The 20,604-nt window shown below is 69.4% G+C and carries 18 protein-coding genes and 2 pseudogenes; 11 read left to right on the top strand and 9 right to left on the bottom strand.

What is annotated here, in order from left to right; all coding sequences use genetic code 11:
- Positions 1 to 133 precede the first annotated feature (133 nt).
- A pseudogene (locus HL658_RS21420) lies at positions 134 to 858 on the bottom strand (transposase).
- Between the two features lie 389 nt (positions 859 to 1,247).
- Here HL658_RS21420 and HL658_RS21415 point away from each other — a divergent pair.
- From HL658_RS21415 to HL658_RS21400, 4 genes are all read left to right on the top strand, one after another.
- Complete coding sequence (locus HL658_RS21415; RefSeq protein WP_180284627.1) at positions 1,248 to 2,192, top strand: IS110 family transposase; 945 nt, start codon at positions 1,248 to 1,250, stop codon at positions 2,190 to 2,192.
- Positions 2,193 to 2,704: 512 nt separating this feature from the next.
- A complete protein-coding gene (locus HL658_RS21410) occupies positions 2,705 to 4,300 on the top strand; it encodes a ShlB/FhaC/HecB family hemolysin secretion/activation protein (protein WP_246337769.1) in 1,596 nt (531 codons plus the stop codon).
- Between the two features lie 73 nt (positions 4,301 to 4,373).
- On the top strand, positions 4,374 to 4,742 hold the full coding sequence (locus HL658_RS21405; protein WP_180284625.1) for an ESPR domain-containing protein: 369 nt from the start codon (positions 4,374 to 4,376) through the stop codon (positions 4,740 to 4,742).
- Positions 4,714 to 5,553 carry a response regulator transcription factor gene (locus HL658_RS21400; protein ID WP_180284624.1) on the top strand — a complete coding sequence of 280 codons (840 nt, stop codon included), beginning with the start codon at positions 4,714 to 4,716 and terminating at the stop codon, positions 5,551 to 5,553. The genes HL658_RS21405 and HL658_RS21400 overlap by 29 nt, the downstream gene beginning before the upstream one ends.
- A gap of 95 nt (positions 5,554 to 5,648) precedes the next feature.
- Here HL658_RS21400 and HL658_RS21395 read toward each other — a convergent pair whose 3' ends face one another.
- The 3 genes from HL658_RS21395 to HL658_RS21385 all read right to left on the bottom strand — a co-directional run bounded on the left by HL658_RS21395 (position 5,649) and on the right by HL658_RS21385 (position 7,780).
- A complete protein-coding gene (locus HL658_RS21395) occupies positions 5,649 to 6,089 on the bottom strand; it encodes a hypothetical protein (protein WP_180284623.1) in 441 nt (146 codons plus the stop codon).
- A 242-nt stretch (positions 6,090 to 6,331) separates the two neighbouring features.
- The gene (locus tag HL658_RS21390; protein ID WP_180284622.1) at positions 6,332 to 6,547 is read right to left on the bottom strand and encodes a hypothetical protein; all 216 of its coding nucleotides are present in this window, start codon (positions 6,545 to 6,547) and stop codon (positions 6,332 to 6,334) included.
- 189 nt (positions 6,548 to 6,736) lie between these two features.
- Entirely contained in the window at positions 6,737 to 7,780 is a 1,044-nt protein-coding gene (locus HL658_RS21385) for an Ldh family oxidoreductase (RefSeq protein WP_180284621.1), read from the bottom strand.
- 543 nt (positions 7,781 to 8,323) lie between these two features.
- Here HL658_RS21385 and HL658_RS21380 point away from each other — a divergent pair.
- The 4 genes from HL658_RS21380 to HL658_RS21365 all read left to right on the top strand — a co-directional run bounded on the left by HL658_RS21380 (position 8,324) and on the right by HL658_RS21365 (position 11,873).
- Positions 8,324 to 9,010, top strand: coding sequence for an RraA family protein (locus HL658_RS21380; RefSeq protein ID WP_180284620.1), 687 nt, complete (start codon positions 8,324 to 8,326; stop codon positions 9,008 to 9,010).
- Between the two features lie 44 nt (positions 9,011 to 9,054).
- Positions 9,055 to 9,987 carry an AEC family transporter gene (locus HL658_RS21375; protein ID WP_180284619.1) on the top strand — a complete coding sequence of 311 codons (933 nt, stop codon included), beginning with the start codon at positions 9,055 to 9,057 and terminating at the stop codon, positions 9,985 to 9,987.
- 190 nt (positions 9,988 to 10,177) lie between these two features.
- A complete protein-coding gene (locus HL658_RS21370) occupies positions 10,178 to 11,131 on the top strand; it encodes a tripartite tricarboxylate transporter substrate binding protein (protein ID WP_180284618.1) in 954 nt (317 codons plus the stop codon).
- A 73-nt stretch (positions 11,132 to 11,204) separates the two neighbouring features.
- Positions 11,205 to 11,873, top strand: a complete 669-nt coding sequence (locus HL658_RS21365) for a 4-carboxy-4-hydroxy-2-oxoadipate aldolase/oxaloacetate decarboxylase (protein WP_180284617.1) — start codon at positions 11,205 to 11,207, stop codon at positions 11,871 to 11,873.
- Between the two features lie 30 nt (positions 11,874 to 11,903).
- Here the strand turns inward: HL658_RS21365 and HL658_RS21360 are convergent, their stop codons facing one another.
- Together HL658_RS21360 and HL658_RS21355 are read right to left on the bottom strand one after the other, a co-directional pair.
- Positions 11,904 to 12,851, bottom strand: a complete 948-nt coding sequence (locus HL658_RS21360; RefSeq protein WP_246337756.1) for a tripartite tricarboxylate transporter substrate binding protein — start codon at positions 12,849 to 12,851, stop codon at positions 11,904 to 11,906.
- A gap of 174 nt (positions 12,852 to 13,025) precedes the next feature.
- Positions 13,026 to 14,738: an HD domain-containing phosphohydrolase gene (locus HL658_RS21355; RefSeq protein ID WP_180284615.1), complete on the bottom strand. Its 1,713-nt coding sequence runs from the start codon at positions 14,736 to 14,738 to the stop codon at positions 13,026 to 13,028.
- A gap of 191 nt (positions 14,739 to 14,929) precedes the next feature.
- On the opposite strand from HL658_RS21355, the gene HL658_RS21350 reads away from it, so the two are divergent.
- From HL658_RS21350 to HL658_RS38235, 3 genes and pseudogenes are all read left to right on the top strand, one after another.
- Positions 14,930 to 16,003 (top strand): type III polyketide synthase, encoded by a 1,074-nt coding sequence (locus HL658_RS21350; protein WP_246337755.1) that lies wholly within the window; start codon positions 14,930 to 14,932, stop codon positions 16,001 to 16,003.
- A gap of 8 nt (positions 16,004 to 16,011) precedes the next feature.
- The gene (locus HL658_RS21345; protein WP_180284613.1) at positions 16,012 to 16,725 is read left to right on the top strand and encodes a methyltransferase domain-containing protein; all 714 of its coding nucleotides are present in this window, start codon (positions 16,012 to 16,014) and stop codon (positions 16,723 to 16,725) included.
- Positions 16,683 to 17,075: pseudogene (locus tag HL658_RS38235) on the top strand (NAD(P)/FAD-dependent oxidoreductase); the annotation flags it as partial. The gene HL658_RS21345 and the pseudogene HL658_RS38235, both read left to right, overlap by 43 nt.
- A gap of 290 nt (positions 17,076 to 17,365) precedes the next feature.
- On the opposite strand, the gene HL658_RS37845 reads toward HL658_RS38235, so the two are convergent.
- The 3 genes from HL658_RS37845 to HL658_RS21330 form a co-directional block, all read right to left on the bottom strand.
- Positions 17,366 to 17,491 carry a hypothetical protein gene (locus HL658_RS37845; protein ID WP_281378835.1) on the bottom strand — a complete coding sequence of 42 codons (126 nt, stop codon included), beginning with the start codon at positions 17,489 to 17,491 and terminating at the stop codon, positions 17,366 to 17,368.
- 310 nt (positions 17,492 to 17,801) lie between these two features.
- A complete protein-coding gene (locus HL658_RS21335) occupies positions 17,802 to 18,827 on the bottom strand; it encodes a 4-(cytidine 5'-diphospho)-2-C-methyl-D-erythritol kinase (protein ID WP_180284612.1) in 1,026 nt (341 codons plus the stop codon).
- Positions 18,824 to 20,548 carry a tetratricopeptide repeat protein gene (locus HL658_RS21330; protein WP_180284611.1) on the bottom strand — a complete coding sequence of 575 codons (1,725 nt, stop codon included), beginning with the start codon at positions 20,546 to 20,548 and terminating at the stop codon, positions 18,824 to 18,826. The genes HL658_RS21335 and HL658_RS21330 overlap by 4 nt, the downstream gene beginning before the upstream one ends.
- Positions 20,549 to 20,604 lie beyond the last annotated feature (56 nt).

The following is a 20,604-nucleotide window of genomic DNA, read 5'->3' as shown; positions in this document are numbered from 1 at the left end:
TGAGCGCCACATCCCGATCTCCATCACCAGGATGCGCGTCGCAATCGCCCGCACCCTGGCACAAGCCCTCCAGAGATGCCCCTGCTGCCACCAAACCCGCAGCTTATGACACAGTGTTATTAGAAGCGGTGGGTCAGTTTTCACCCGATGAACCCGGGTCAGTTTTCCAGCCGATGGCAACACCGCCATGGGCGTCGGAGATGACCAGCTTGACGCCGCTCAGACCACGACGTTTCAGCTTGCGCAGGAACTCCATCCAGAAGGTCTCAGCCTCCGACGGACCGATGTCCATGCCCAGCACCTCGCGCCGGCCATCAGTGTTCACCGCCACCGCGATGGTGACGGCGACCGAGACGATGCGGCCATTCCGGCGGACCTTCACGTAGGTGGTGTCGAGCCACAGGTAGGGCCAGTCGCCCTCGATGGGGCGGCCGAGGAAGGTCTTCACCCGCTCGTCGAGCCACCCTCGCAAGTCTCGGGAGTCATCTCCGCCTCAATGCCCCTTCGGGCCATTGCCGGCTGCGCCGTCGGCTCCGATCCCGGCGCACAACCGGCTGACCTGGCTCTTGGAGATGCCCGACATCTCCATGGCCTGGACCAGGTCGTCCACCGAGCGCGTCGAGGCGCCCTGGATGTAGGTTTCCTGGATCACCGCGGCGAGCGCCTTCTCAGCCACATTCGCCGCCGCTCCAGGAATCCGGGGAAGTAGCTCCCCTTGCGCAGCTTGGGGATGCGCCGTTCGACGGTGCCGGCCCGGGTTTCCTAGTCGCGATTCCGGTAGCCGTTGCGCTGGGCCAGCCGCTCGGCCGAGCGTTCGCCATGGCCGGCGCCGGTCAGCCCCTGGACTTCCAGTTCCATCAGGCGCTCGGCGGCAAAGCCGATCATCTCGCGCAGCACGTCGGCATCCGTGCCCTTCTCAAGCATCGTGCTCACCCTTCGGTCGGGTTGAGGTGTGGTGACCAGACTCTACCGAAGATCCACGGTGACCGCCCCGCTGTGGATAACCGGCCCGCCTACGCCAGCGATAAAGGGCGCTTCGGCGGGCCGGTTCCCCACAGCTCCTTGTGTGTCCGGGAGCACCCATGTTGAGACCTGGACGGCTGGTGTGATGACCAACCGCCCAGGTTGGCCGACCCCGACCGCTCCTTGGCTGGAAGGCCGTGGTGTAGCATGAGGGCGGCCAATCTTCCTTGCAGTCCGAACGGTTGCGTGAGCCTGAGTTCGCACCACAAGGAAGGATGCCGAGGATGTCTGAATCAACGCAGGTGGCCGGTATCGATTGCGGCAAAGCGTTTCTGGACATAGGTCTGTTTCCCGGTGCCGATAAACGGCGGGTCGCCAACACCCCGGAGGGGCACCGCGAAGTGGTGGCGTGGATTGCCGCACGCAGGATCATCCTGGAGGGTCTGGATGCCAGCGGTGGCTATGCACGGCCGATCCGCGACGCCCTGCGCGCGGCTGGGGTTTCGGTTCGGGTCTTCGATCCGGCGCGGGTGCGTTTCTTTGCCAAAGCCAAGGGGCAGCGAGCCAAAACCGATAATCTCGACGCCGCGGTGATCGCCGACTTCACCGCCGCCCAGACGACCGTCCCGGCCATTCCCGCCGATCCGGCCCGCGAAGAAGTGGCCGGCCTGCTCAAAGCGCGCCGTCTGCTCGTCGACAAACGGGCCGATCTGAGCAAGAGCATCACCCAGGCTCCGATCGCGGCGCGGGAGGCGTTGACCCGTGCCGTCGAGCATCTGGCTCGCGAGGTGGCCGTGTTGGACGCCGCCATCGGCCAAGCGACCAAAGCGCAGCCCGCCCTGTCGCAGACGCTCCAGGCCCTCCGGACCGCGCCCGGCATCGGTCCGGTCACGGCGACGACCTTGGCCGTCCTGCGGCCCGAACTGGGACGGACGTCCGGCGAGAAGATCGCCGCGCTCGTCGGCGTGGCCCCTTTCGATCACGACAGCGGAAAGATGCGGGGGCGCCGCCATATCGCCGGAGGGCGCGCCGATGTCCGCCGTGCCCTCTCTCTGGCGGCTCTGTCCGCCGCCATCAACACCAAAGGCGTCATCGCCCACTTCCACAACACCCTGATCCAACGCGGAAAACCCTTCAAAGTCGCCGTGACCGCCTGCATGCGCAAACTGATCGTCCGTCTCAACGCCATGCTGGCCAAAGGAGCCACCTGGGAGGCTCAGCCCGCCTGAAAACGCCGACGGTCGGCGCTCGTCGCCGACCGCATGCCAAGCCAAGCGAACCGGGGGAGCGGACGAGTCAAGGCCGAAGCCGCCCAAAGGGCGGGCGCGCGTCAGCGCGCGCCTTGACGCGGAGCACTCCCGGTTCATCGACTTTCTTCATCAAGCACGGTTGCTACACCACCGGATGGGACACGATCCGTGACGCATTGACGCCATGTCCGGCATGTTGCGGCCTCCGTCCGCCGCAACCTTGGAATATTCTCCATGATCAGAATTGGTCAGGTTTGATCACACTTGATGTGTTGAGCCGCATTGATTGAAAATCTAGTATATGAACGTCATGGATATGACAGTTCTTAAGTCGGTATTGATGGTTTCACTTTAGAAATATGCAGACCGTTACAATCAAGCTGATCATCAACTCGGTGAGTGGCAGAGGGTTCTTGTTGAAGATGCCGGAAAGAACCGCAGCCACCCGCGCTCTTGCGCTGTTCCTATCGCTCGCGGGTGTCGTGTTGCCGATGGTTCCGGCCATGGGGCAGGTGCCGCCCAACGCCGGCTCCTTGCAGCGGATGCTGCGGGATGGCGTGCCCGACCTCGCCCCGCAGCGGCCGCCGGCGGCACCGGCCGAACCGGAAGCGCCGCCGGACACCGGCCCCCGTCTGCTGGTGAAAGGCTTCGTGATCGATGGCGCGACGCTGATCCCGCAGGCCGAACTGCAAACGCTGCTGAGCGGGCGTGTCGGCAAGGAGCAGAGCCTGCGCGATCTCCAGGACGCGGCGCGGAGCATCGCCGACGCCTACCGCGTTCGCGGCTATTTCGCCCGCGCCTTTCTCCCGGCCCAGGATGTCACCGACGGCATCGTGCGCATCCAGGTGGTCGAGGGCCGCTTCGGGCGGGTGATCCGGCAGGACGAGCCGACCCGTGCCGACGGGACCTTCGTCGAATCCGTGGTCGCCGCCCGCCTGAAACCAGGGGAACCCTATTCCCTGGCGGACCTCGAACGCGGTCTTCTGCTGGCCAACGACCTGCCGGGCATCTCCGCCGATGGCACCTTGAAGGCCGGGGCCGCGCCGGGCACCAGTGATCTGACGCTGGCCGTCCGCGACACGCCGGTCGCCACTGCCCAGATCGGCGCCGACAACGCCGGCACGCGCAGCACCAGCCTGTACCGCGCCAACGCAGGGCTGTCGCTGAACGGCCTGACCGGATATGGCGACCAGCTGGCGGTCAGGACGATCGCATCGACCCGGTTGACCTATGGCCAGGCGGGGTGGAGCGTTCCGCTGGGGCCGGACGGCTGGCAGGCCGGGCTGCTGATGACGGCGCTCCGTTACCGGCTCGGCGGCTCGTACGAGGACACCGACGGGCGCGGCGTCGCGATCACGCAGAGCGCGTCCATCACCTATCCGTTGATCCGCAGCTCGACGGAGACGCTGCGGCTGCGTGCCGCCTACGAGCATGGCCGTTTCGACGACGACATCCTCGGCGAACCCCTCCATCGCAAGCGGATCAACAAGGGCAGGCTGGCACTCGTGGGCGACCGGTCGGACGGCTGGGGCGGCGGCGGTCTGAGCAGCTATCAGCTCGTGCTGACCAGTGGCGTCCTCGATCTGTCGCGGCTGGACGGCGATCTGGCGCTCGACGAGCTCTCGACCCGCAGCGACGGCCGTTTCACGAAGCTCACCTTCGAGTTCCAGCGCGATCAGGCGCTCGCCACCGACCTGTTTCTCCGCGCCCGGATCGCCGGTCAATGGTCCGGCGGCAATCTCGACAGCTCCGAGCAGTTCTCCCTGGGCGGTCCGGGCGGGGTCCGGGCCTATCCGGTCAACGAGGCGCCGGGGGACAGCGGTCTCCTTGCCACCCTGGAGCTGCACCGGCCCTTCGCCGACGGCTGGGCTTCCGGTCTCGACCTGTTCGGTTTCGTCGACGCCGGCGCGATCCGCCAGCATGCCGACCGGTGGGATGGCTGGGACGCCGGCAGCGACATCCCCAACAGCTACCCGCTGTTCGGTGCCGGCGTCGGCGCCTCCTACGCGGTGTCGGGACGCCTCGGGGTCACCGTGACCGCCGCGGTGCCGGTCGGGGCGAACCAGGGTGCGGCCACCGCGGGCTAAAACCAGGACGGAAGCCGGACCGGCCCTTGGGTCTGGTTCTCCGTCACCACGATGTTCTAGGCGCGAGGCGACCATGTACGATCACGGCGGCATGAACCGGGCCTACCGGCTGATCTGGAACCGCGCCAAGGGGCGATGGGTCGTCGCACCCGAGGCGACGCGACGGGGGGGCGGGGCCGTCGGGGTCGTGGTCGTCGGGGCCGTGGCGCTTGCCGGCCTGATCGCCGCCGCCGGCTCCGCGAGGGCCGAGCCCGCCGCCACCGCCCTGCCGACCGGCGGGCAGGTGGTCGCCGGGTCGGTAAGCATCGGCGCCAACGGCTCCAGCATGACGGTGGGGGAACGATCGCCACGGTCAGGCTTCCCCTGCCTGGCCCGAACGCCGGTATGGACATTGCGCGGAAGGTCGATGCGTCATGAGCTGGATTCTGGTGGTGGAGGATGAGCCGGCGCTGCGCGCCGATCTCGTCACTTATCTCGGCATGCGGGGCTTCACCGCCGAGGGGACCGGATCCGCGGCGGGTATGGCCGAACTGATGGCGACGCGCCAGGATCCGGCCGTGGTGATCCTCGACATCGGGCTGCCCGACGCTGACGGGCGGGAGCTCGCGCGCCGGCTGCGCGCGGAACGTTCCTGCGCGATCATCATGCTCACCGCCCTGCGCGAAGCCGATGAGCGGGTGCGCGGCTATGACAGCGGTGCGGACATCTACATGGTCAAGCACACCTCGTTGCGGGAGATCGAGGCGGCGATCAACAGCCTGCTCCGCCGTATGCAGGAATCGTCCCACCGGACGCAACCGCCCGCCCCTCAGCCCTGGGTCCTTCACCGGCCGAGCTGGAGCCTGATCGCCCCTGATCTCAGCGCGGTGAAGCTGACCGCCACCGAGGTGGCTTTTCTGAACGTGCTGATGAGCGCCATCAACGAGACCTGCCAGCGCGACGATCTGGTCAGCGCCATGGCCCGCCGTTACACCACCTTCGACAACCGCCACCTTGACGCGGTGGTCAGCCGCCTGCGTCGCAAGATCGCCAAATCCACCGATCTTCCGTCGCCGATCAAGGTGATCTACGGCTGCGGCTATGCCTTCACCAGCCCCGGACGGATCGACTTACAGTCGGAGTGTTCCATGGCCGAGCGGTACAGGGCCGAGGCCGCTGGTGACGGTTCGGCCGCGGATGACGCGCCCGGACGCGGGGGAGAAGAGGCGCAGTTCCCGGACCCCGCGCGCCGATCCCCAGGCCCCGCGGTTTAGGAACAGCCGCACCGTCCGGGCCGATGCTGACTGAACTGGCCCCCGTTTTCCGGCCAGATGCCAACCGTTCTTGCGCTCCAGCGCCGCGGCTCGCATCAGGACCAGAACCCGCTCCTCATCGAGACGATGAGGAGCACCAGGAGGATCAGGATCAGCCAGTAACGGGCCGCGCCCTTGACGCGGAGTCGGTTGCCGGCAGGGATCCTGCTGCGGACCCGTCCGGCCTCGCCGTCATCGGTCGTCGTGGCGGACCCGCCGCTGGGCAGCAGTTCCACCAAGCGATTGGCGATCATCCCGACGTCGGCGGCATCCGGCGTGTCGCCGGGAAGCCGGCGGAGAATGGCCGAGAGCGCCGATGCCGCCGCGTCGCGTGGCAAAGCCGCCAAACGGGCGGCCTCCGCCCAGGGATCGACGTCGAGCCGCGCCAGTGCCGAGAGCACGCTGAGCGGACCTCCGTTCGTCTCCTCCCAAACCGGGGCGGCCAGGAACTCGGCCAGGTCGGACTGGTGCAGGGTGTATTCGGCCCGCAGCGGCATGCCGCCCTCCCATGGAATATCCGGTCCGAACCGTCATATAAGGTCGCATGCCGGAAAATTCAGGTGAGAATCCTGCCGTCCTTCGGAAAAATCCCGAAGTCTTTCCTTTGAAGTCATTCGCCTTCATTAGGAATTTTTCTCACGCATCACTGCGGTCGTGCTGGAAACAGCCCGCTGAGGGGAGGGCGGTCACCGGGCTTCGCCGACGGCCGCGCTCCCGGTCCTCCCCCGCTGCGGTCCGTTTACGGGGAGCGTGCGGCCTGAGCGTCGGTGAAGCGGGTGAGCTTGGCTCCGTCCTGCAGGGCCCCCCGGTAGGGAGGTGGGGGCGGGCCGTCCGGAACGGGAAGGACCGCCGGGTGGTGCCAGCGCCGCTCGGCCGCCGCCCAGCGCGCCCGCTCCCGGAGGATGTCGACTCCGGCGGGGCTGGTTCCTTCGAAGGTCGTGAACGGGCTGGGCATGATCCATCCTCCGGGTTGCTCGACGTGGGCGTGCGACGCGGCTGCCGTCATTCCGGCGCGGTGGGTCATGTCCGTCCCTTCCCAGGGAATGCCGCCTTCGTTAGATGGGATGGCGCCGGTGGATTGCCACCTGGGGATACGGATGACCGGCGCTTGCGGACGCGGACATTACCGTTCCGGCTCTTTCCGTCAGCCCTCCGGCCAGCGGAGGCCGTAGCGGGCGCCCATGGACTTCAGGTCGGCGACGAGCGGATCGGGCAGATCGAGGCCGCTTGCCGAGGCCGCCGATTGCAGGCGGAACTCGGGCTCGCCCGCGTGCAGGATCTCGTCCACGCCGGGCGCGCGCGGCTGGCGCTTCAGGGTGTCGATGTAGTCCGCCAGCCGGTCGGTGAAGGCCGACAGGGGCAGGAAGCGATCGATGTCCACGACCAGCATGAAATGGCCGACGTCCTGCGGCTCCTCCCAATTGTCGTACATGCTCTTGATGGACGGTCCGTAGCCGGCTCCGGTCAGCACGCCGGACAGGATGTCGATCACCATCGACAGCCCCGATCCCTTGGCTCCGCCCAGGGGCAGCACAGTGCCGGCAACGGCGGCCTGCGCGTCCGTCGTGGGGTTGCCGTCGACGTCGATGGCCCAGCCCTCGGGGATGCTGCCGCCCAGCTTCGCCTTCGCCAGGATCTTCCCCTTCGCCACCACGCTGGTCGCCATGTCCAGGATGAAGGGCGCCTCACGGCCGGTCGGGAAGCCGAAGGCCACGGGATTGGTCCCGACGAAGGGCGTCATGCCGCCGGTCACGGCCATGGTCTGCGACGCGTTGCTCATCACCATGGCCGCGCATCCCTGCCGGATCGCACGCTCCACGAAATAGGCCGCGGTGCCGAAATGATTGGAGCGCCGGACTCCGACGACGCAGGCGCCCGTCTGCTTGGCGCGGGCGATGGCATGATCCACCGCCACGACGCCCACCCAGGCGCCGAAATTGTTGCTGCCGTCCACGAGCAGCGTGGAGCCGCCGTCACGTTCGATCCGGACCTCCGCGTGAGGATCGACCATGCCCTCGGCCGCCCGGCGGAGATAGATTTCGGTCCTCAGCACCCCGTGCGAACCAACCCCGCGCAGATCGGCGTAGACGAGGCTGTCGGCGACCACCCCTGCCACCTCCGCCGGGACACCGGCGCCGCGGAAGATGTCCGCGCAGAACGCGGTCAGGTCCTGGGTGTCGACGAGCATGCGCGGGGTCTCCTGCCGTGTAACGGGTCATCGGCGGGCCAAAAGTCGCATGTTCGGCCCGACATGGCGGACGCTATGCCCGCATCATGCGATTGTCCACGGAGATATTCTTATGCGTAACCATATGGGCATCAGGAAATCGCGCATGCGAACGCATGAAAACTCCCGCGGCGACGGGGGTGGGGCCGCTCCGAGACAACCGTCCGGATGAAAACCAAAGGTTGGACACGACGCTGTTGCATCGTTGCCATGAAATGGCCGGAAGCGCGCGGGGGTGTTTCTGAATAGCAACCCACTTGCATGCGTTGGAACAACACTGTATAAGATGTTCGAGAAATTTAATAAACACTTCAATCAAAGGTGGGCGTTGGGGTGGCTGTCACGAAATGGCGGCCTGCTCGGCGCTTGTCTTGTTTCCGTGGTGTCCGGTCCGTCGTGCCCTCAGGTGCGTCGGGTCCGTTCGCCTGACGCACACGCAGCCGGCCGACGGAACCACAAGGCCCGGCCGCACCGCCGACGCCTTCCGTTCGAGGATCCTGAGCCATGGCCATGCAGCGTTACATCGTGGAGTTTCCCCGTCTCGACCCGTCGGAACTGGAGCTCTGGGCCTCCATTCCGACCTCCGTCGTGTCGGATTCGCTCAACCGGTGCCAGAGCATGGACGCGCGCATCAAGCCCTGTGCGGAAGGGATGCGGCTCTGTGGGCAGGCGCGTACCGTCATGCCCATGCCGGGCGACAACAGCATGCTGCTGCACGCCGTCAGCCTTGCCGAACCGGGGCAGGTGGTGGTGGTCGCCGGCGGTGGGCTGGATGATGTGGCGCTCGCCGGCGAATGGGTGGCCCGTTGCGGCAAGCGGCGCGGGCTGGGCGGCGTGGTCATCGACGGATCGGTGCGCGACGTGCGCGACATCCGGCAGATCGGCTTTCCGATCTTCGCGCGGGGAGCGGTCCCGCGCGGCCCGCACAAGAATTTCGGCGGTCGCATGGACGTCACGGCGTCGGTCGGCAACACGCCCGTGCAGCCGGGGGACATCGTGATCGGCGATGACGACGGCGTGGTGGTGGTGCCGCTGTCGCAGGCGGCCGAGGTGCTGAAGACCGCGCTCGCCCTGCTCCAGCGCGAGAAGGAATGGACCAGCCAGATCGAGTCCGGCCGTACCCTCATCGATGTGCTCGGTATGGAACCGGCGGAAGAGCTTCGGGCGGAACAGCGCATCGGCGCCGCGTGACACGACGCGACCGGCGCTCCGGCGCCGGTGTCCATGGCTGATCCATGCCGGCCATCGTCGACATCGTCCTGCCGATCTTCGCGCTGATGGCGGTGGGCTATCACGCCGGGCGGACGCATGTCCTGACGAACACGATGGTGCAGGGGCTGTCGCGGTACGTCACCCACTACGCGCTGCCGGCGCTGCTCTTCACGTCCGTCAGCCGCGCCGATCTCCCCGACCGCCTGGAATGGGGCTACCTGCTCTCCTTCTACCTGTCGGCTCTGGCCGTCTTCGTGATCGGGGCCATTGGTTGGCTGGCCGTCTCGCGACGGCCATCGGAACTGGCGTCGGTGGGGCTGGCGGGGTGCTACGCGAACATCGGGGCCATCGGCGTGCCGCTGGTGCTTGGCGCCTACGGCAGCGCGGGTGCGGTGCCGGTGATGCTGCTGCTCACGCTCCAATCGCCGTTGCTCATCACCATCGCCACGGTGCTTGCGGAGGCGGGGCGGGCGGATGGCCGCCGGCTGGTCGCAGCGCTTTTCGGGGTGTTCCGGGCCACGCTGACCAGCCCGGCGGTCGCCGCCATCGGGATCGGGCTGGCGGTCAACATCTGGGCATGGTCCCTGCCGCCGGTGGTGCCGACCACGACGGGGCTGATCGGCCAATCCCTGCTTCCCTGCTCCAGCTTCGCCATCGGCGCCTCCTTCGCGTTGGGAACGGTCCGTGGCAGCGTCGGGCCGGCCGTGGTCCTGACGGTGCTGAAACTCGTGGTGCATCCGGCGCTGACCTGGGTCCTGGCACTGCACGTGTTCGGGATTCCGCAGCCCTGGGCCGGCATCGCGGTGACGATGGCGGCTCTGCCGATCGGCATGACGGCTTATCTGTTCGCCGAGCGCAACAATCTGTCGCAAGGACCGGTGGCGTTGGCCCTGCTGATGTCCACGGTCTGTTCTCCTGTGTCCATCACGCTCGCCGCGAAATTTGCCGGGGAATGACGGAAGATTTTCCCTGTTAAGCTGTACCGTTCAAAGTTCTGAAACAAAAGGGTTGAACGGGTTACGGAAATTTCGCAAGGTCAGTCGGCTGACCGGACGGTGGGAGCCGTCCGCGGGCCCCGGAGCCGGCGAATGGTCCGGCAAGCGGCGTGGACATGGTGTCGCCGGAACCGCGGCTGACGGGGGATTGATGCGCATCACCGCCATGCTGGTCCTGTTGCTGACGGCGCTGTCCACCGGCGTTGCGTGCGCCGGTGGGTTTCCGGAGCGGCCGATCACGCTGATCACCCCGCAAGGACCCGGCAGCGGCGCCGACCGGCTGGCGCGGTCGCTGGCACCCGGCATCGCGCGCGCTCTCGGCACGGATGTGGATGTCGTTAATCGTGGCGGGGCGGCCGGAGAGATCGGCTTCGCCCTTCTGGCGGAGGCGCCGCCGGACGGTTACACGATCGGGTTCGTGAATACGCCGAACATCCTGGCGATGCCCATCGAGCGGCAGACGCGTTTCGATCCCGGACGGATCGATCCGCTGGTCGGCCTGACGGAAGAAACCTATTCGCTGGCGGTGCCAGCCGGCAGCCGGTTCCGGACGCTTCACGATCTGTTGGCCTATGCGGGGGAAAACCCGGCCGCCGTGTCGGTCGGTACCTCCGGGGTCGGTTCCGGTGATCATCTGGCACTGCTGATGATGCAGCGGCGGGCGATGGTGCGCTTCACTCATGTTCCGTTTCCGGGCGCCCAACCCAACCAGCGGGCCCTGCTGTCGAACACGGTGGCGGTCAGCACCATGATGCTGGGCGATGCGGTTCGGCAGCGGGATTGCGGTACGGTCCGCATCCTCGGCCAGACCGGTGAGGAACGGTCCGGCATGGCCGTGGATGTGCCGACCTTCCGCGAGGAGCGGATCGATCTTTCGGTATCGGCCATGCTCGGCATCGCGGCTCCGGCCGGTCTGCCGCGCAGCGTCCGGGAGAAGCTGGTGGCGGCGATCCTGGAGGCGGCCGACGATCCCGATCTCAACCGCCGGGCGGCCGACGCCGGACTGCCGCTCCGCGTGCTTCCGCCCGATCCGTTCGCCGCACGCCTGCACGCCATGTCCACCGAGTTGCGCGCCTTGTGGGCGGAAGCGCCCTGGCTGCGGTGAAGGCGGGCCGGGAGGAGGGGGCGGTGGCCATCATCCCACGGCTTTCCGTCCACCCATCGAAGGACCGATCCGCATGACCGTCATCAAGGACATTCCGCGTCCCGACCGCGATCTCTTGGACGCCTTCGCCGACGAGGCCGCCGCCACGCTGCACGAAGCCTTGGGACGGCGCGGCGCCATGGCCGCCGCCATCAAGCCTCTGCACGCGGGCATGCGCGTCGTCGGCCCGGCGGTGACGGTGAACGCCCGCCCGTCCGACAACCTGATGATCCACATCGCGCTCGCCCTGGCCCGGCCGGGCGATGTTCTGGTGGTCGATTACAAGGCGATGGTCGAGTTCGGCCCCTGGGGCGATCTCATGACCGCGTCCGCCATCGCCCGGGGGATCGCCGGCCTGGTCATCGACGGGTGTGTGCGCGACGGGGAGGTGATCCGGGGCATGGGTTTCCCCGTCTTCTGCCGCGGCACCTGCATGAAGGGCACCACCAAGGTGGCGACCGACGGCGATGTGAATCTGCCCGTGACCTGCGGCGGCGCGCTGGTGGAGCCTGGCGACATTGTGGTCGGTGACGGGGATGGCGTGGTCGTCGTGCCGCTGGGCGAAGCCGGCGGGACTCTGTCCAAGGCCCGTGAACGCACTGCGCGCGAGGAGGAGTTGCGGGCGGCGCTGATGGCCGGGCGCACGACGATCGAGCTGCTGAAGCTTGACGGCTGTCTGAGGGCGGCGGGCATCGAGCTGTGAGGCCGATGTCCGGCCCCGTGCCGCGCCGCGCTAGCGGTCGCTCCAGGGGCTGACCGCCCAAAGGGCGCGGTAGTCGCGGTCCATGGCGGTCAGCTCGTCGGCGAAGGCGTCCGGCCCCAGGATGCGCAGAGGCTGATAGGTTGCCTTCGCCTTCGCCTGAAAGTCGGGGTCGGCCGCTGCCGCGGTGATCGCGTCCACCAGCACCTGCCGCACGTCGTCGGGAAGGCCGCGGGGGGCGGCGATGCCGCGCATGGCGCCCATGGCGATGTCGAACCCCATCTCGCGGAAGGTCGGAAGGTCGGGGGCCACCGGGTGCCGGTTGCGGGACATCTGGCCGAGGATGGTGATCCGCCCCTCCTCGCGCGCGCGCAGCGCCTCGCTCAGATTCATCCCGGCGACCATGACGTTGCCGTTGCGGAGCGCGCGGTAGATGTGCGCACCGCCGGGGAAGGGAATATGGACGAAGCGCACCCCGCCGAGTTCCTGCAGCTTCAGCATCGACAGCTGCTCGTCCGAGCCGACCCCGGTGGTGGCGAAGCTGGCCTTTTGGGGGGTGGTGCGGGCGAAGGCGACGAGGTCGACGGGCGTGGCGATGGCCGATCCGGCCGGCACGACGACGGTGCTCGGATCGTCCACGATGGCGACCAGCGGGTCGAACAGCTTGGGATCGAAGCGCGCCTGGCGCTCCAGCGGGATGGTCAGGAAGCTGGGGGTGTTGATGAAACCGATGGTGTGGCCGTCGGGAATGGCCCCGGAGATGGTGGCGAACCCGACGTCGCCGCCGCCGCCCTGGATGTTGCTGACCACCACCCGCGCACCGGCGTGCAGGTTCTTCTCGATGTAGGGGGCGATCATCCGTGCCGTGACGTCGGTCGATCCGCCGGCGGCGAATGGCACGATCAGCGTTACGGGCCGATCGGGAAACGCGGCGGCGGCCGGTCCGCCGATCATCGTTACGAAGAGAGTCAGCAGCGTCATGAACGGCGCAAGCATCGTGCCGACCCCTTTCGACCAGGTTTTTGCAAGAAAAGACTATAATGCAACCATTCAGCCCCCACCAAGGACCTTCGTATGATCCTGGCGGGAACTTTCCGGTACGGCGGGTGCCAGTGGGGGGAACCGACCGGTACCGGTTCCGGGCCGGACCGCGGCTCAGCGCGGTGGAGGTGGGGTGGAGTCGTGGACGCCCGCCGGCTGCGCAGCGCGGCGTGGCAGCAGCGATCGCAGGCCGCGCGCGATCATCCGCTGCAGCAGGTTCGCCCGCGACCGGGGCGCGGGGATCCAATGCGGATCGTCGCGCAGGATGTAGTGGATGACGGTGTCGAAGGCATCGACGACGCGCGGATCGAAATCGCATCCCGCACGCCCGCGGATCCAGTCGATTGCGGAATCGACCTCCCATGCGGGGCGGTGTTGACGGTCGGACACCAGGGCGTGGAACACGTCGGCCACTGCGGTGATTCGGGCCGCCAGCGGGATCGCCTCGCCTTTCAGCCCGTCTGGATAGCCCGACCCGTCGAAACGTTCATGGTGATGGCGCGCGATCTCCGCCGCCAGCGATATCAGGGTGCGGCCGCGCAGTCCGGAGGAGGCGCCGGCCAGCAGGCGATGGCCGATCTCCGTGTGATGACGGATCAGGGCGCGGTCCTCATCGCCGAGGTCGCCGGGAATGTTCAGCGTCTCGTCCGACACGCTGATCATGCCGACGTCGTGCAGTGTGCTGGCCAAGCCGATCTTCGCCAGGAAATCCGCCGTGAGTTCGTCGGCGAACTCGCCCCGTCGGTGCAGTTCGCGGGCGATTCCGTCGACCAGCCGCTGCACCCGCCGTAGGTCACCGGGCTGCCCGTCGTCCTTCATCTCGGCGATCGTCCCCAGCGCCTCCACGATGGCGGTCTGCGAGCGGGTCAGCTCGTCCACCAACAGCGCGTTCTCGAAGGCGATCGACGCGTGGTTCCGGAACACTTCCAGCAGTTGCCAGTCCTGCGAGGTGCAACCGTGCCGCCCCACACCGGCGACATAGACCAGGGCCGACACCCCGCCGCTGGCCGGGCGCAGCCGGATCGCGCAGTAGTCGGGCTCCAGGATCGTCTCGGTGCCGTCCTGAAGGTGTCGGAACGCGGCGAGCACCTCCACCGGTGCATCCGGGCCGAGCTCCCCCCCCTCCAAGGCGGCGAAACGGCCGGTCGCCGCCCGCACGCGCGGTGGCTGGTCCGGCCGGTCGAGGGTGCAGAGCACCCCGTCGCGGCCGAGGTTGAGCAGCCCGGAGACCCGCGGCAGCAGATTGGCGAACAGCAGGTCGGGCTGCCGCATCTCCAGCAGGCCGGCGGTGGACACCATCATCCGGGCCAGATTCATGCGCCCGGCAGACTGGGCCTGAAGCCCGGCGTAGGTCCGCAGGGACGCGATGATGCGGGTCCGCAACGCTTCGGCCGTCAGGCCGTCCTTAAGGCGGTAATCGCTGATCTCGTACGCGTCGATGGTCGAGCGCTCGGGCAGCAGGGCGGGGTTGCCGGTGCAGATGACCAGGCGCGTGCGCAGGTTGTTGAGGTCGCGCCGGATGTGGTTGATCAGCTCGATCCCCGCCTTCGGCGTCTCCAGATCCGGTTCCAGCAGGACCACGGCGACGTCCGGATGCTCCTCCAGCGCCTCGCGGGCCTCCGCCGTGCTGGCGGCGGCGATCACCACCGTCGCCAGCCCGTTGTGACGGAAATCGGCCAGCACCATCCGGCTCGTCTGGGCCAGCGCGGGGTCCGGATCGATGACGAGGATCTTCCACGCCCGCCGGAAGATGGCCGGGCCGGCGGTCGGCGTCGGATCGGCGGGGGCCGGCAGGCCCTTGTCGTTGTCCGTGTCGTGCTGCGGCATGCGTCGTCCGGGAGCTGGGCAGCCCAAATGGTAGATGGCGGCGCGGCGACATTCAACCACAGCAATAAGACGCGAGCATGACGCTACGTCGCACGCGAGCGCGTGCCGCCCTGCCGATTGATGGGCCGCGTTCGTGAAACCGGCGCCGCGGCACCATGTTCTCTGTGCATGCCACGCAGCCGGAGCACCTGATGACCGCCTTCCTGAACCGCATCGGAACCGCGGTACCACCCTTCGACATCCACGCCGCGTTCGTCGAGACGGCGCAGCATCTGCTGCCGGACGAGCGGTCGCGCCGCCTGCTGCGGCGGATGGCGGAGCGTTGCGGCATCGAGCGGCGCTGGTCGGTCTTCGAGGCGGCCGGCGGCGGTGGCCTGGACCGCGGCGGCTTCTACCGCTGGGGGGCCTTTCCCGGCACCGCCAGCCGCATGGCGCTGTACGAGCAGCACGCGCCGGATCTCGCCGCGCAAGCTGTGGAACGGCTGGAGATCGGCGCGTTGCGCAGCCGCATCACCCACCTGATCGTCGCCACCTGCACCGGCTTCTACGCGCCGGGCCTCGACCACCAGCTCGTCGAGCGTTTCGGGCTGTCCCCGTCGGTGGAGCGCACGGTGGTCGGCTTCATGGGCTGCTACGCCGCCATCAACGCGTTGAAGCTGGCCCGGCACATCGTCCGTTCCGAGCCGGAGTCGGTGGTGCTGACGGTGAACCTGGAGCTGTGCACCCTGCACCTTCAGGAGCGGCCGGATCTGGAGACGGTGCTGAGCTTCCTGATCTTCGGCGACGGCTGCGCCGCCGGGCTGGTCTCCGCCGAGCCGTCGGGCATCGCGCTGGACGGTTTCCGCGCCGTGGTGGTGCCCGGGACCGCCGACCAGATCACCTGGCGCATCGGGGAGAGCGGCTACGACATGCATCTGTCCGGCGCGGTGCCGCTGACGCTGGCGGCTGGCCTGCCGCGCGCCCTGCCGGCGATCCTCGGCGGGCGTCCGGCCGATGCCATCGAGCTGTGGGCCGTCCATCCCGGCGGCCGGTCGATCCTGGACGCGGTGGAGCAGGCGCTGGCGCTCGATCCGGAACGGCTGGAGGAGTCGCGCGCCGTGCTGCGCGACTTCGGCAACATGTCGTCGGCCACGGTGATGTTCGTGCTGAAGCGGATGCTCGACCGCTTCCGGCGGACCGGTTACGGCGGCAACGGGGATGGCGTCGCCATGGCCTTCGGTCCCGGCCTGACGGCGGAGACGATGACCTTTCGCATGGCCGCGTGAGGCCGGTCATGGCGTGGCTCGACCTGCCCCGGCGCCGCCTCGTGCCCGAACTGATGGACGGCGAGCCGGTGCCCTACGAGGAGTTCCGGGAGTGCCTGCGCCACCTCGCCGGCATCAACCGGGTGAGCGGCGCCTATCGCCCGACGCTGCGCTGGCTGGAGCGGGTGGCGGCCCGCCATCCCGAGGCACGGCCGCTGCGTGTGCTGGACGTCGGTTCGGGTTACGGCGACATGCTGCGGCGGATCGCCGGCTGGGCGCGGCGGACCGGTCGGCCGGTGGAGCTGACGGGCGTCGACCTGAACCCCTGGTCGGCCAAGGCTGCCACGGAGGCGGCGGAGCCAGGGGAAGCCATCCGCTACGTGACGGCGGACTGTTTCGCGCTGCCGGACCACGAGCGGCCGGACGTGATCATCAGTTCCCTCTTCACCCACCATCTGGACGATCCGCAACTCGTCCGCTTCCTGCGCTGGATGGAGGGGCGGGCGCGGCTGGGCTGGTTCGTCAACGACCTGCACCGGCACGCCGTTCCGCACCGCTTCGTCGCCGCGGCGGTGCGGGTGCTGCCGTTCAACCGGCTGGTGGTGCACGACGCTCCCGTCTCGGTCGCCCGCTCCTTCACCCGCCGCGACTGGGAAGGGCGCCTGGCCGAAGCGGGATTGGCGGGGCAGGCGGAGGTGCGGTGGATGCTGCCCTTCCGCCTGTGCGTCGGGCGGCTGCGGTGAGCTGGGACGCGCTGGTGGCGGGCGGCGGCCCGGCCGGTGCCGCTGCCGCCGCGGTCCTGGCGGCGGGCGGCGCCCGCGTGCTGGTCGCGGAGCGCACCAGCGGGCCGCACCAGTCGGTCTGCGGGGAGTTCCTGAGCCACGAGGCGGCGGCTCTGCTCCGCCGGCTGGGCGTTGATCCGCCAGCGCTGGGGGCGCTGCAGGTGGAGCGTGTCCGGCTGGCGACGCGCGGGGTCGAGGCCGCCGCGTCCCTGCCGTTCCCTGCCTGGAGCCTGGGCCGTGACCGCATGGACGAGGCGCTGCTGGGAGCCGCCCGCAATCATGGCGCGGTGGTGCGGCGCGGGGTGACCGTGCGCGGGCTGGAGATGCGTGCGGGTTGCGCGCGCGGGTTCCTGGACGGCGACGCGGTGGACGCCGGCACGGCGCTGCTCGCCACCGGCAAGCACGACCTGCGCGACCACAAGCGGCCCGACTCCGGTCGGGAGGCGGTGATCGGCTTCAAGCAGTATTGGCGGCTGGCCCCGGCTCAGGCGCTTGCGCTTGACGGCCATGTGGAGGTGCATCTGTTCGTCGGCGGCTACGCCGGGCTGCAACCGGCGGCGGGTGGGTGCGCGAACCTCTGCCTCGTCGTTGACGCGGCGCGCTACGCCGCGCTGGGGCGCGACTGGCCGGCGTTGCTGGCCCATGCCGGGCGGGGATCGCCGCTGCTGGCCGCAAGGCTGTCCGGCGGCGAGCCCTGCTGGTCGAAGCCGCTGGCGGTGGCGGGCATTCCCTATGGCTTTCGCCATCGGGGCGGCGAGGGGCCGCACCGGCTGGGCGACCAGCTCGCCGTCATCCCCAGCTTCTGCGGCGACGGCATGGCGATCGCGCTGGATTCCGGCTGGCGGGCCGCAGGGCGCGTCCTGGCCGGGCAACCGCCCGCGGATGCCGCCGTCTACAGCGCCCAGGTGGGGCTGGCGCACACCCTGTCCCGCGCCTTGGCGGTGCCGCTCCTCCCCGCCGCGGCGATCGCCGCGGCGCGGGTGCTGCCGGGTGCGGTGCGGTGGTTCGCGCGGCGTACGCGGGTGCGGAGCGCGCCCTTATCCCACACCCCAGCCGCCCGTGTCCGGAAACGGCACCGGAGGGGGCGGGGCGGCGCCCATGCGCCGGCCGGGTGCGGGGATGTCGCGGGGCAGGGGCGGGGCGTCGGCGGCGGGCGGAAGCAGCCGGGCGGCCTTAATCCACCAGCCGCGCGCGTCCGCGGTGAGGGCGTCCGCGGCGCGGCGGGCATCCTCCGCCGACGCGTACAGCCCGAAACAGGTCGCCCCGCTGCCCGACAGCCGCGCCAGAAGGCATCCGGCCGTCCGTCCGATGGCGTCGAGCGCATCGGCGATCACCGGCGCCACCGACAGCGCCGGCGCGGTCAGATCGTTGCGGCGCTCCGCCAGCAGTGCCGCCAGTTCGTCCGCGCTCGCCGGCGCCTGCGTGAAACGCGCCGGCTGCGAGAAGTCGCCGGAGCGCGCCTTGAACACGGCCGGGGTCGGTACCGGCACGCCGGGATTGACCAGAACGACGTGCGTCTCCGGCAGGGGCGGGGCCTCGTCCAGCTTCTCGCCGACGCCGCCGAAGAAGCAGGGGCGGCCGGCCAGACAGACCGGCACATCGGCACCCAGCGACGCCCCTACCTCGAACAAGCGTACGTCCCCCGGCTCCACCCCCCACAGGGATGCCAGCCCGCGCAACGCCGCCGCGGCATCGGCCGAGCCGCCGCCGATGCCGGACGCGATGGGCAGCGCCTTTTCCAGGGTCAGCAGCGCTTCCGCCGGCACCCCGATGCGTCCCGCCAGAGCGTGCGCGGCGCGCAGCACCAGATTGCCGGCCGGATCCTCCGCCATCAGCGCCGGGCCGAACGGGCCGGAGATGACCAGCCGCGGCCCGGCCGGCGGCAGGTCGGCGCCCCGCAGGGCAACCCGGGCGATGCCCGGCCGCACGGTCACGGTGTCGGCGATGTCGGCAAAGGCGACGAGGCTGTCCAGCTCGTGATACCCGTCGTCACGCCGTCCGACGACGTGCAGATACAGGTTCAGCTTGGCCGGCGCCCGTTCGATGCGCACGGGGTCGGTCATTTCGGTTTCGGCGCCTCCGCCCCCGCCGTCCGGCGCTCGGGCAGGCCCTTCTCCAGCTTCTCGCGGATCTGTTCCTTGAGGTCGTCCTCCTCGGCGGTGCGCAGCGCGCGCTGCCACTGGAAACGGGCCTCGTTGCGGCGGCCGACGCGCCAGTACGCGTCGCCCAGATGGTCGTTGATGGTGGCATCCACCGGCTTCAGCTCGACCGCGCGCTCCAGCTTCGCCACGGCGGCCTCGTAATCCTCCAGCCGGTAGAGCGCCCAGCCCAGACTGTCGATGATGTAGCCGTCGCGCGGGCGCAGCTCGACCGCCCGCTCGATCATCCGCCGCGCCTCGGCCAGGTTCTGGCCCTTGTCCACCCAGCTGTAGCCGAGATAATTCAGCAGGTACGGCTCCTCCGGCCTGAGCGCCAGGGCGGCCTTAAGGTCGGCCTCCGCCTGCGGCCAACGGTTGGTGCGGTCATAGGCGATGGCGCGCGCGTACAGGATCGGCCAGTGCCGCTCCGCCGGCGTGCCGACGCGCTTTACGGCGGTGTCGTACGCCTCGACGGCCTCGTCCCAGCGCTTGGCGGTGCGCAGCACGTCACCCAGGCGTACGGCGGCGTCCACCCGTTCCGGCCGCTCGTCCGCCAGACGGCGCAGCATCGCCGCGGCCTCGTCCGTGCGCTCCATGGACGCCAGCGTGTCCGCCGTGCGCAGCCGCACCGCCCAGCCGAGCACGGGGTGCTCCTGCAGGGAGGCGTAGGTGGCGATCGCCTCCTCGCCATGGTCGCGCGTCGCCTGGATGTCGCCGATCATCAGGCGGGCCAGAGCGAAGTCGGGGCGCAGATGCAGCGCGATGCGGCCGAACAGCATCGCCGTGTCGGCGGAGCCTTCGTGCTGGATGGCGCTGCCCAGGTCGAACAACGCCTCCGCCAGCCCCTCCCGCGCGTCGGCCACCGCGGGCGGCGGCTTGGCGCCGGAGGCCATGGCCGCAAGGTTCGGTTCGATCATCACGCTGTCGGGGTTGCGCTCCCGGAAGCCCTCGTAAAGGGCGCGCGCCTGGTCCTGGCGGCCGGTGCGCTCGTAGAAGCCGCCGACGATCTGAACCACGCGCAGCGGCGCGTCGTCGCTGGTCACGCCGGCGTAGGTCTCCGCCGCCGCGTCGTTGCGTCCGGCCATGTCCAGGATCAGCCCGGCGTGCAGGTCGTGCAGCGCCTTGAAGCCGGGAACCGACAGCAGCGGCGTCAGGGCGGCGAGCGCCGCGTCGGTCTGCCGGCCGGCGGCCAGCAGCCACGCCTCGACCAGCGGCGTCACGTAGCGTGCCATGCCGTCGCGCGGCATCTTCTGGGCGAGCGCCCGCGCGTCGTCGGTGCGGCCCGCCTTGAGGTCGTCGGCGATCACCGTGGTGACGGCGAAGGGGCCGCTGGTGTCCTGGCCCATCAGCTTGCGGGCGAGGACCACCGCCTCGTCCACCTTGCCCTCGCCGAGTTTCAGCAGGAAGGTGCGCCGCATCAGGGCGAGGTCGCCGGGATCGGCGGCCAGCGCCTGCTCCATGTAGCGGGCGGCCGACGGCCAGTCGTCCTGGTTCTGGGCGAACCGGCCGGCGAGATAGCTGCCGATGGCGGTCGTCACCGCCCCATTCGCGGTCGGGGTGCCGGCGGCCAGCGCCGGCGGCAATCCCGCGGCGGTCGCCAGAAGAGCCGCGGCAAGCGTCCGGCCGATCCTCGGAAATCTCGTCATGCCTGATCCAGGGTCGAAGGGAGGCTGGGTGACCATCAGCCTATGCCGATAACGCC

Origin of the sequence: Azospirillum oleiclasticum (assembly GCF_013423485.1) — a bacterium.
In the GTDB taxonomy this organism is placed as follows: Bacteria; Pseudomonadota; Alphaproteobacteria; order Azospirillales; family Azospirillaceae; genus Azospirillum; species Azospirillum oleiclasticum.
The sequence above is the reverse complement of the archived record's forward strand: the minus strand, read 5'-3'. Positions and strand labels throughout refer to the sequence as shown.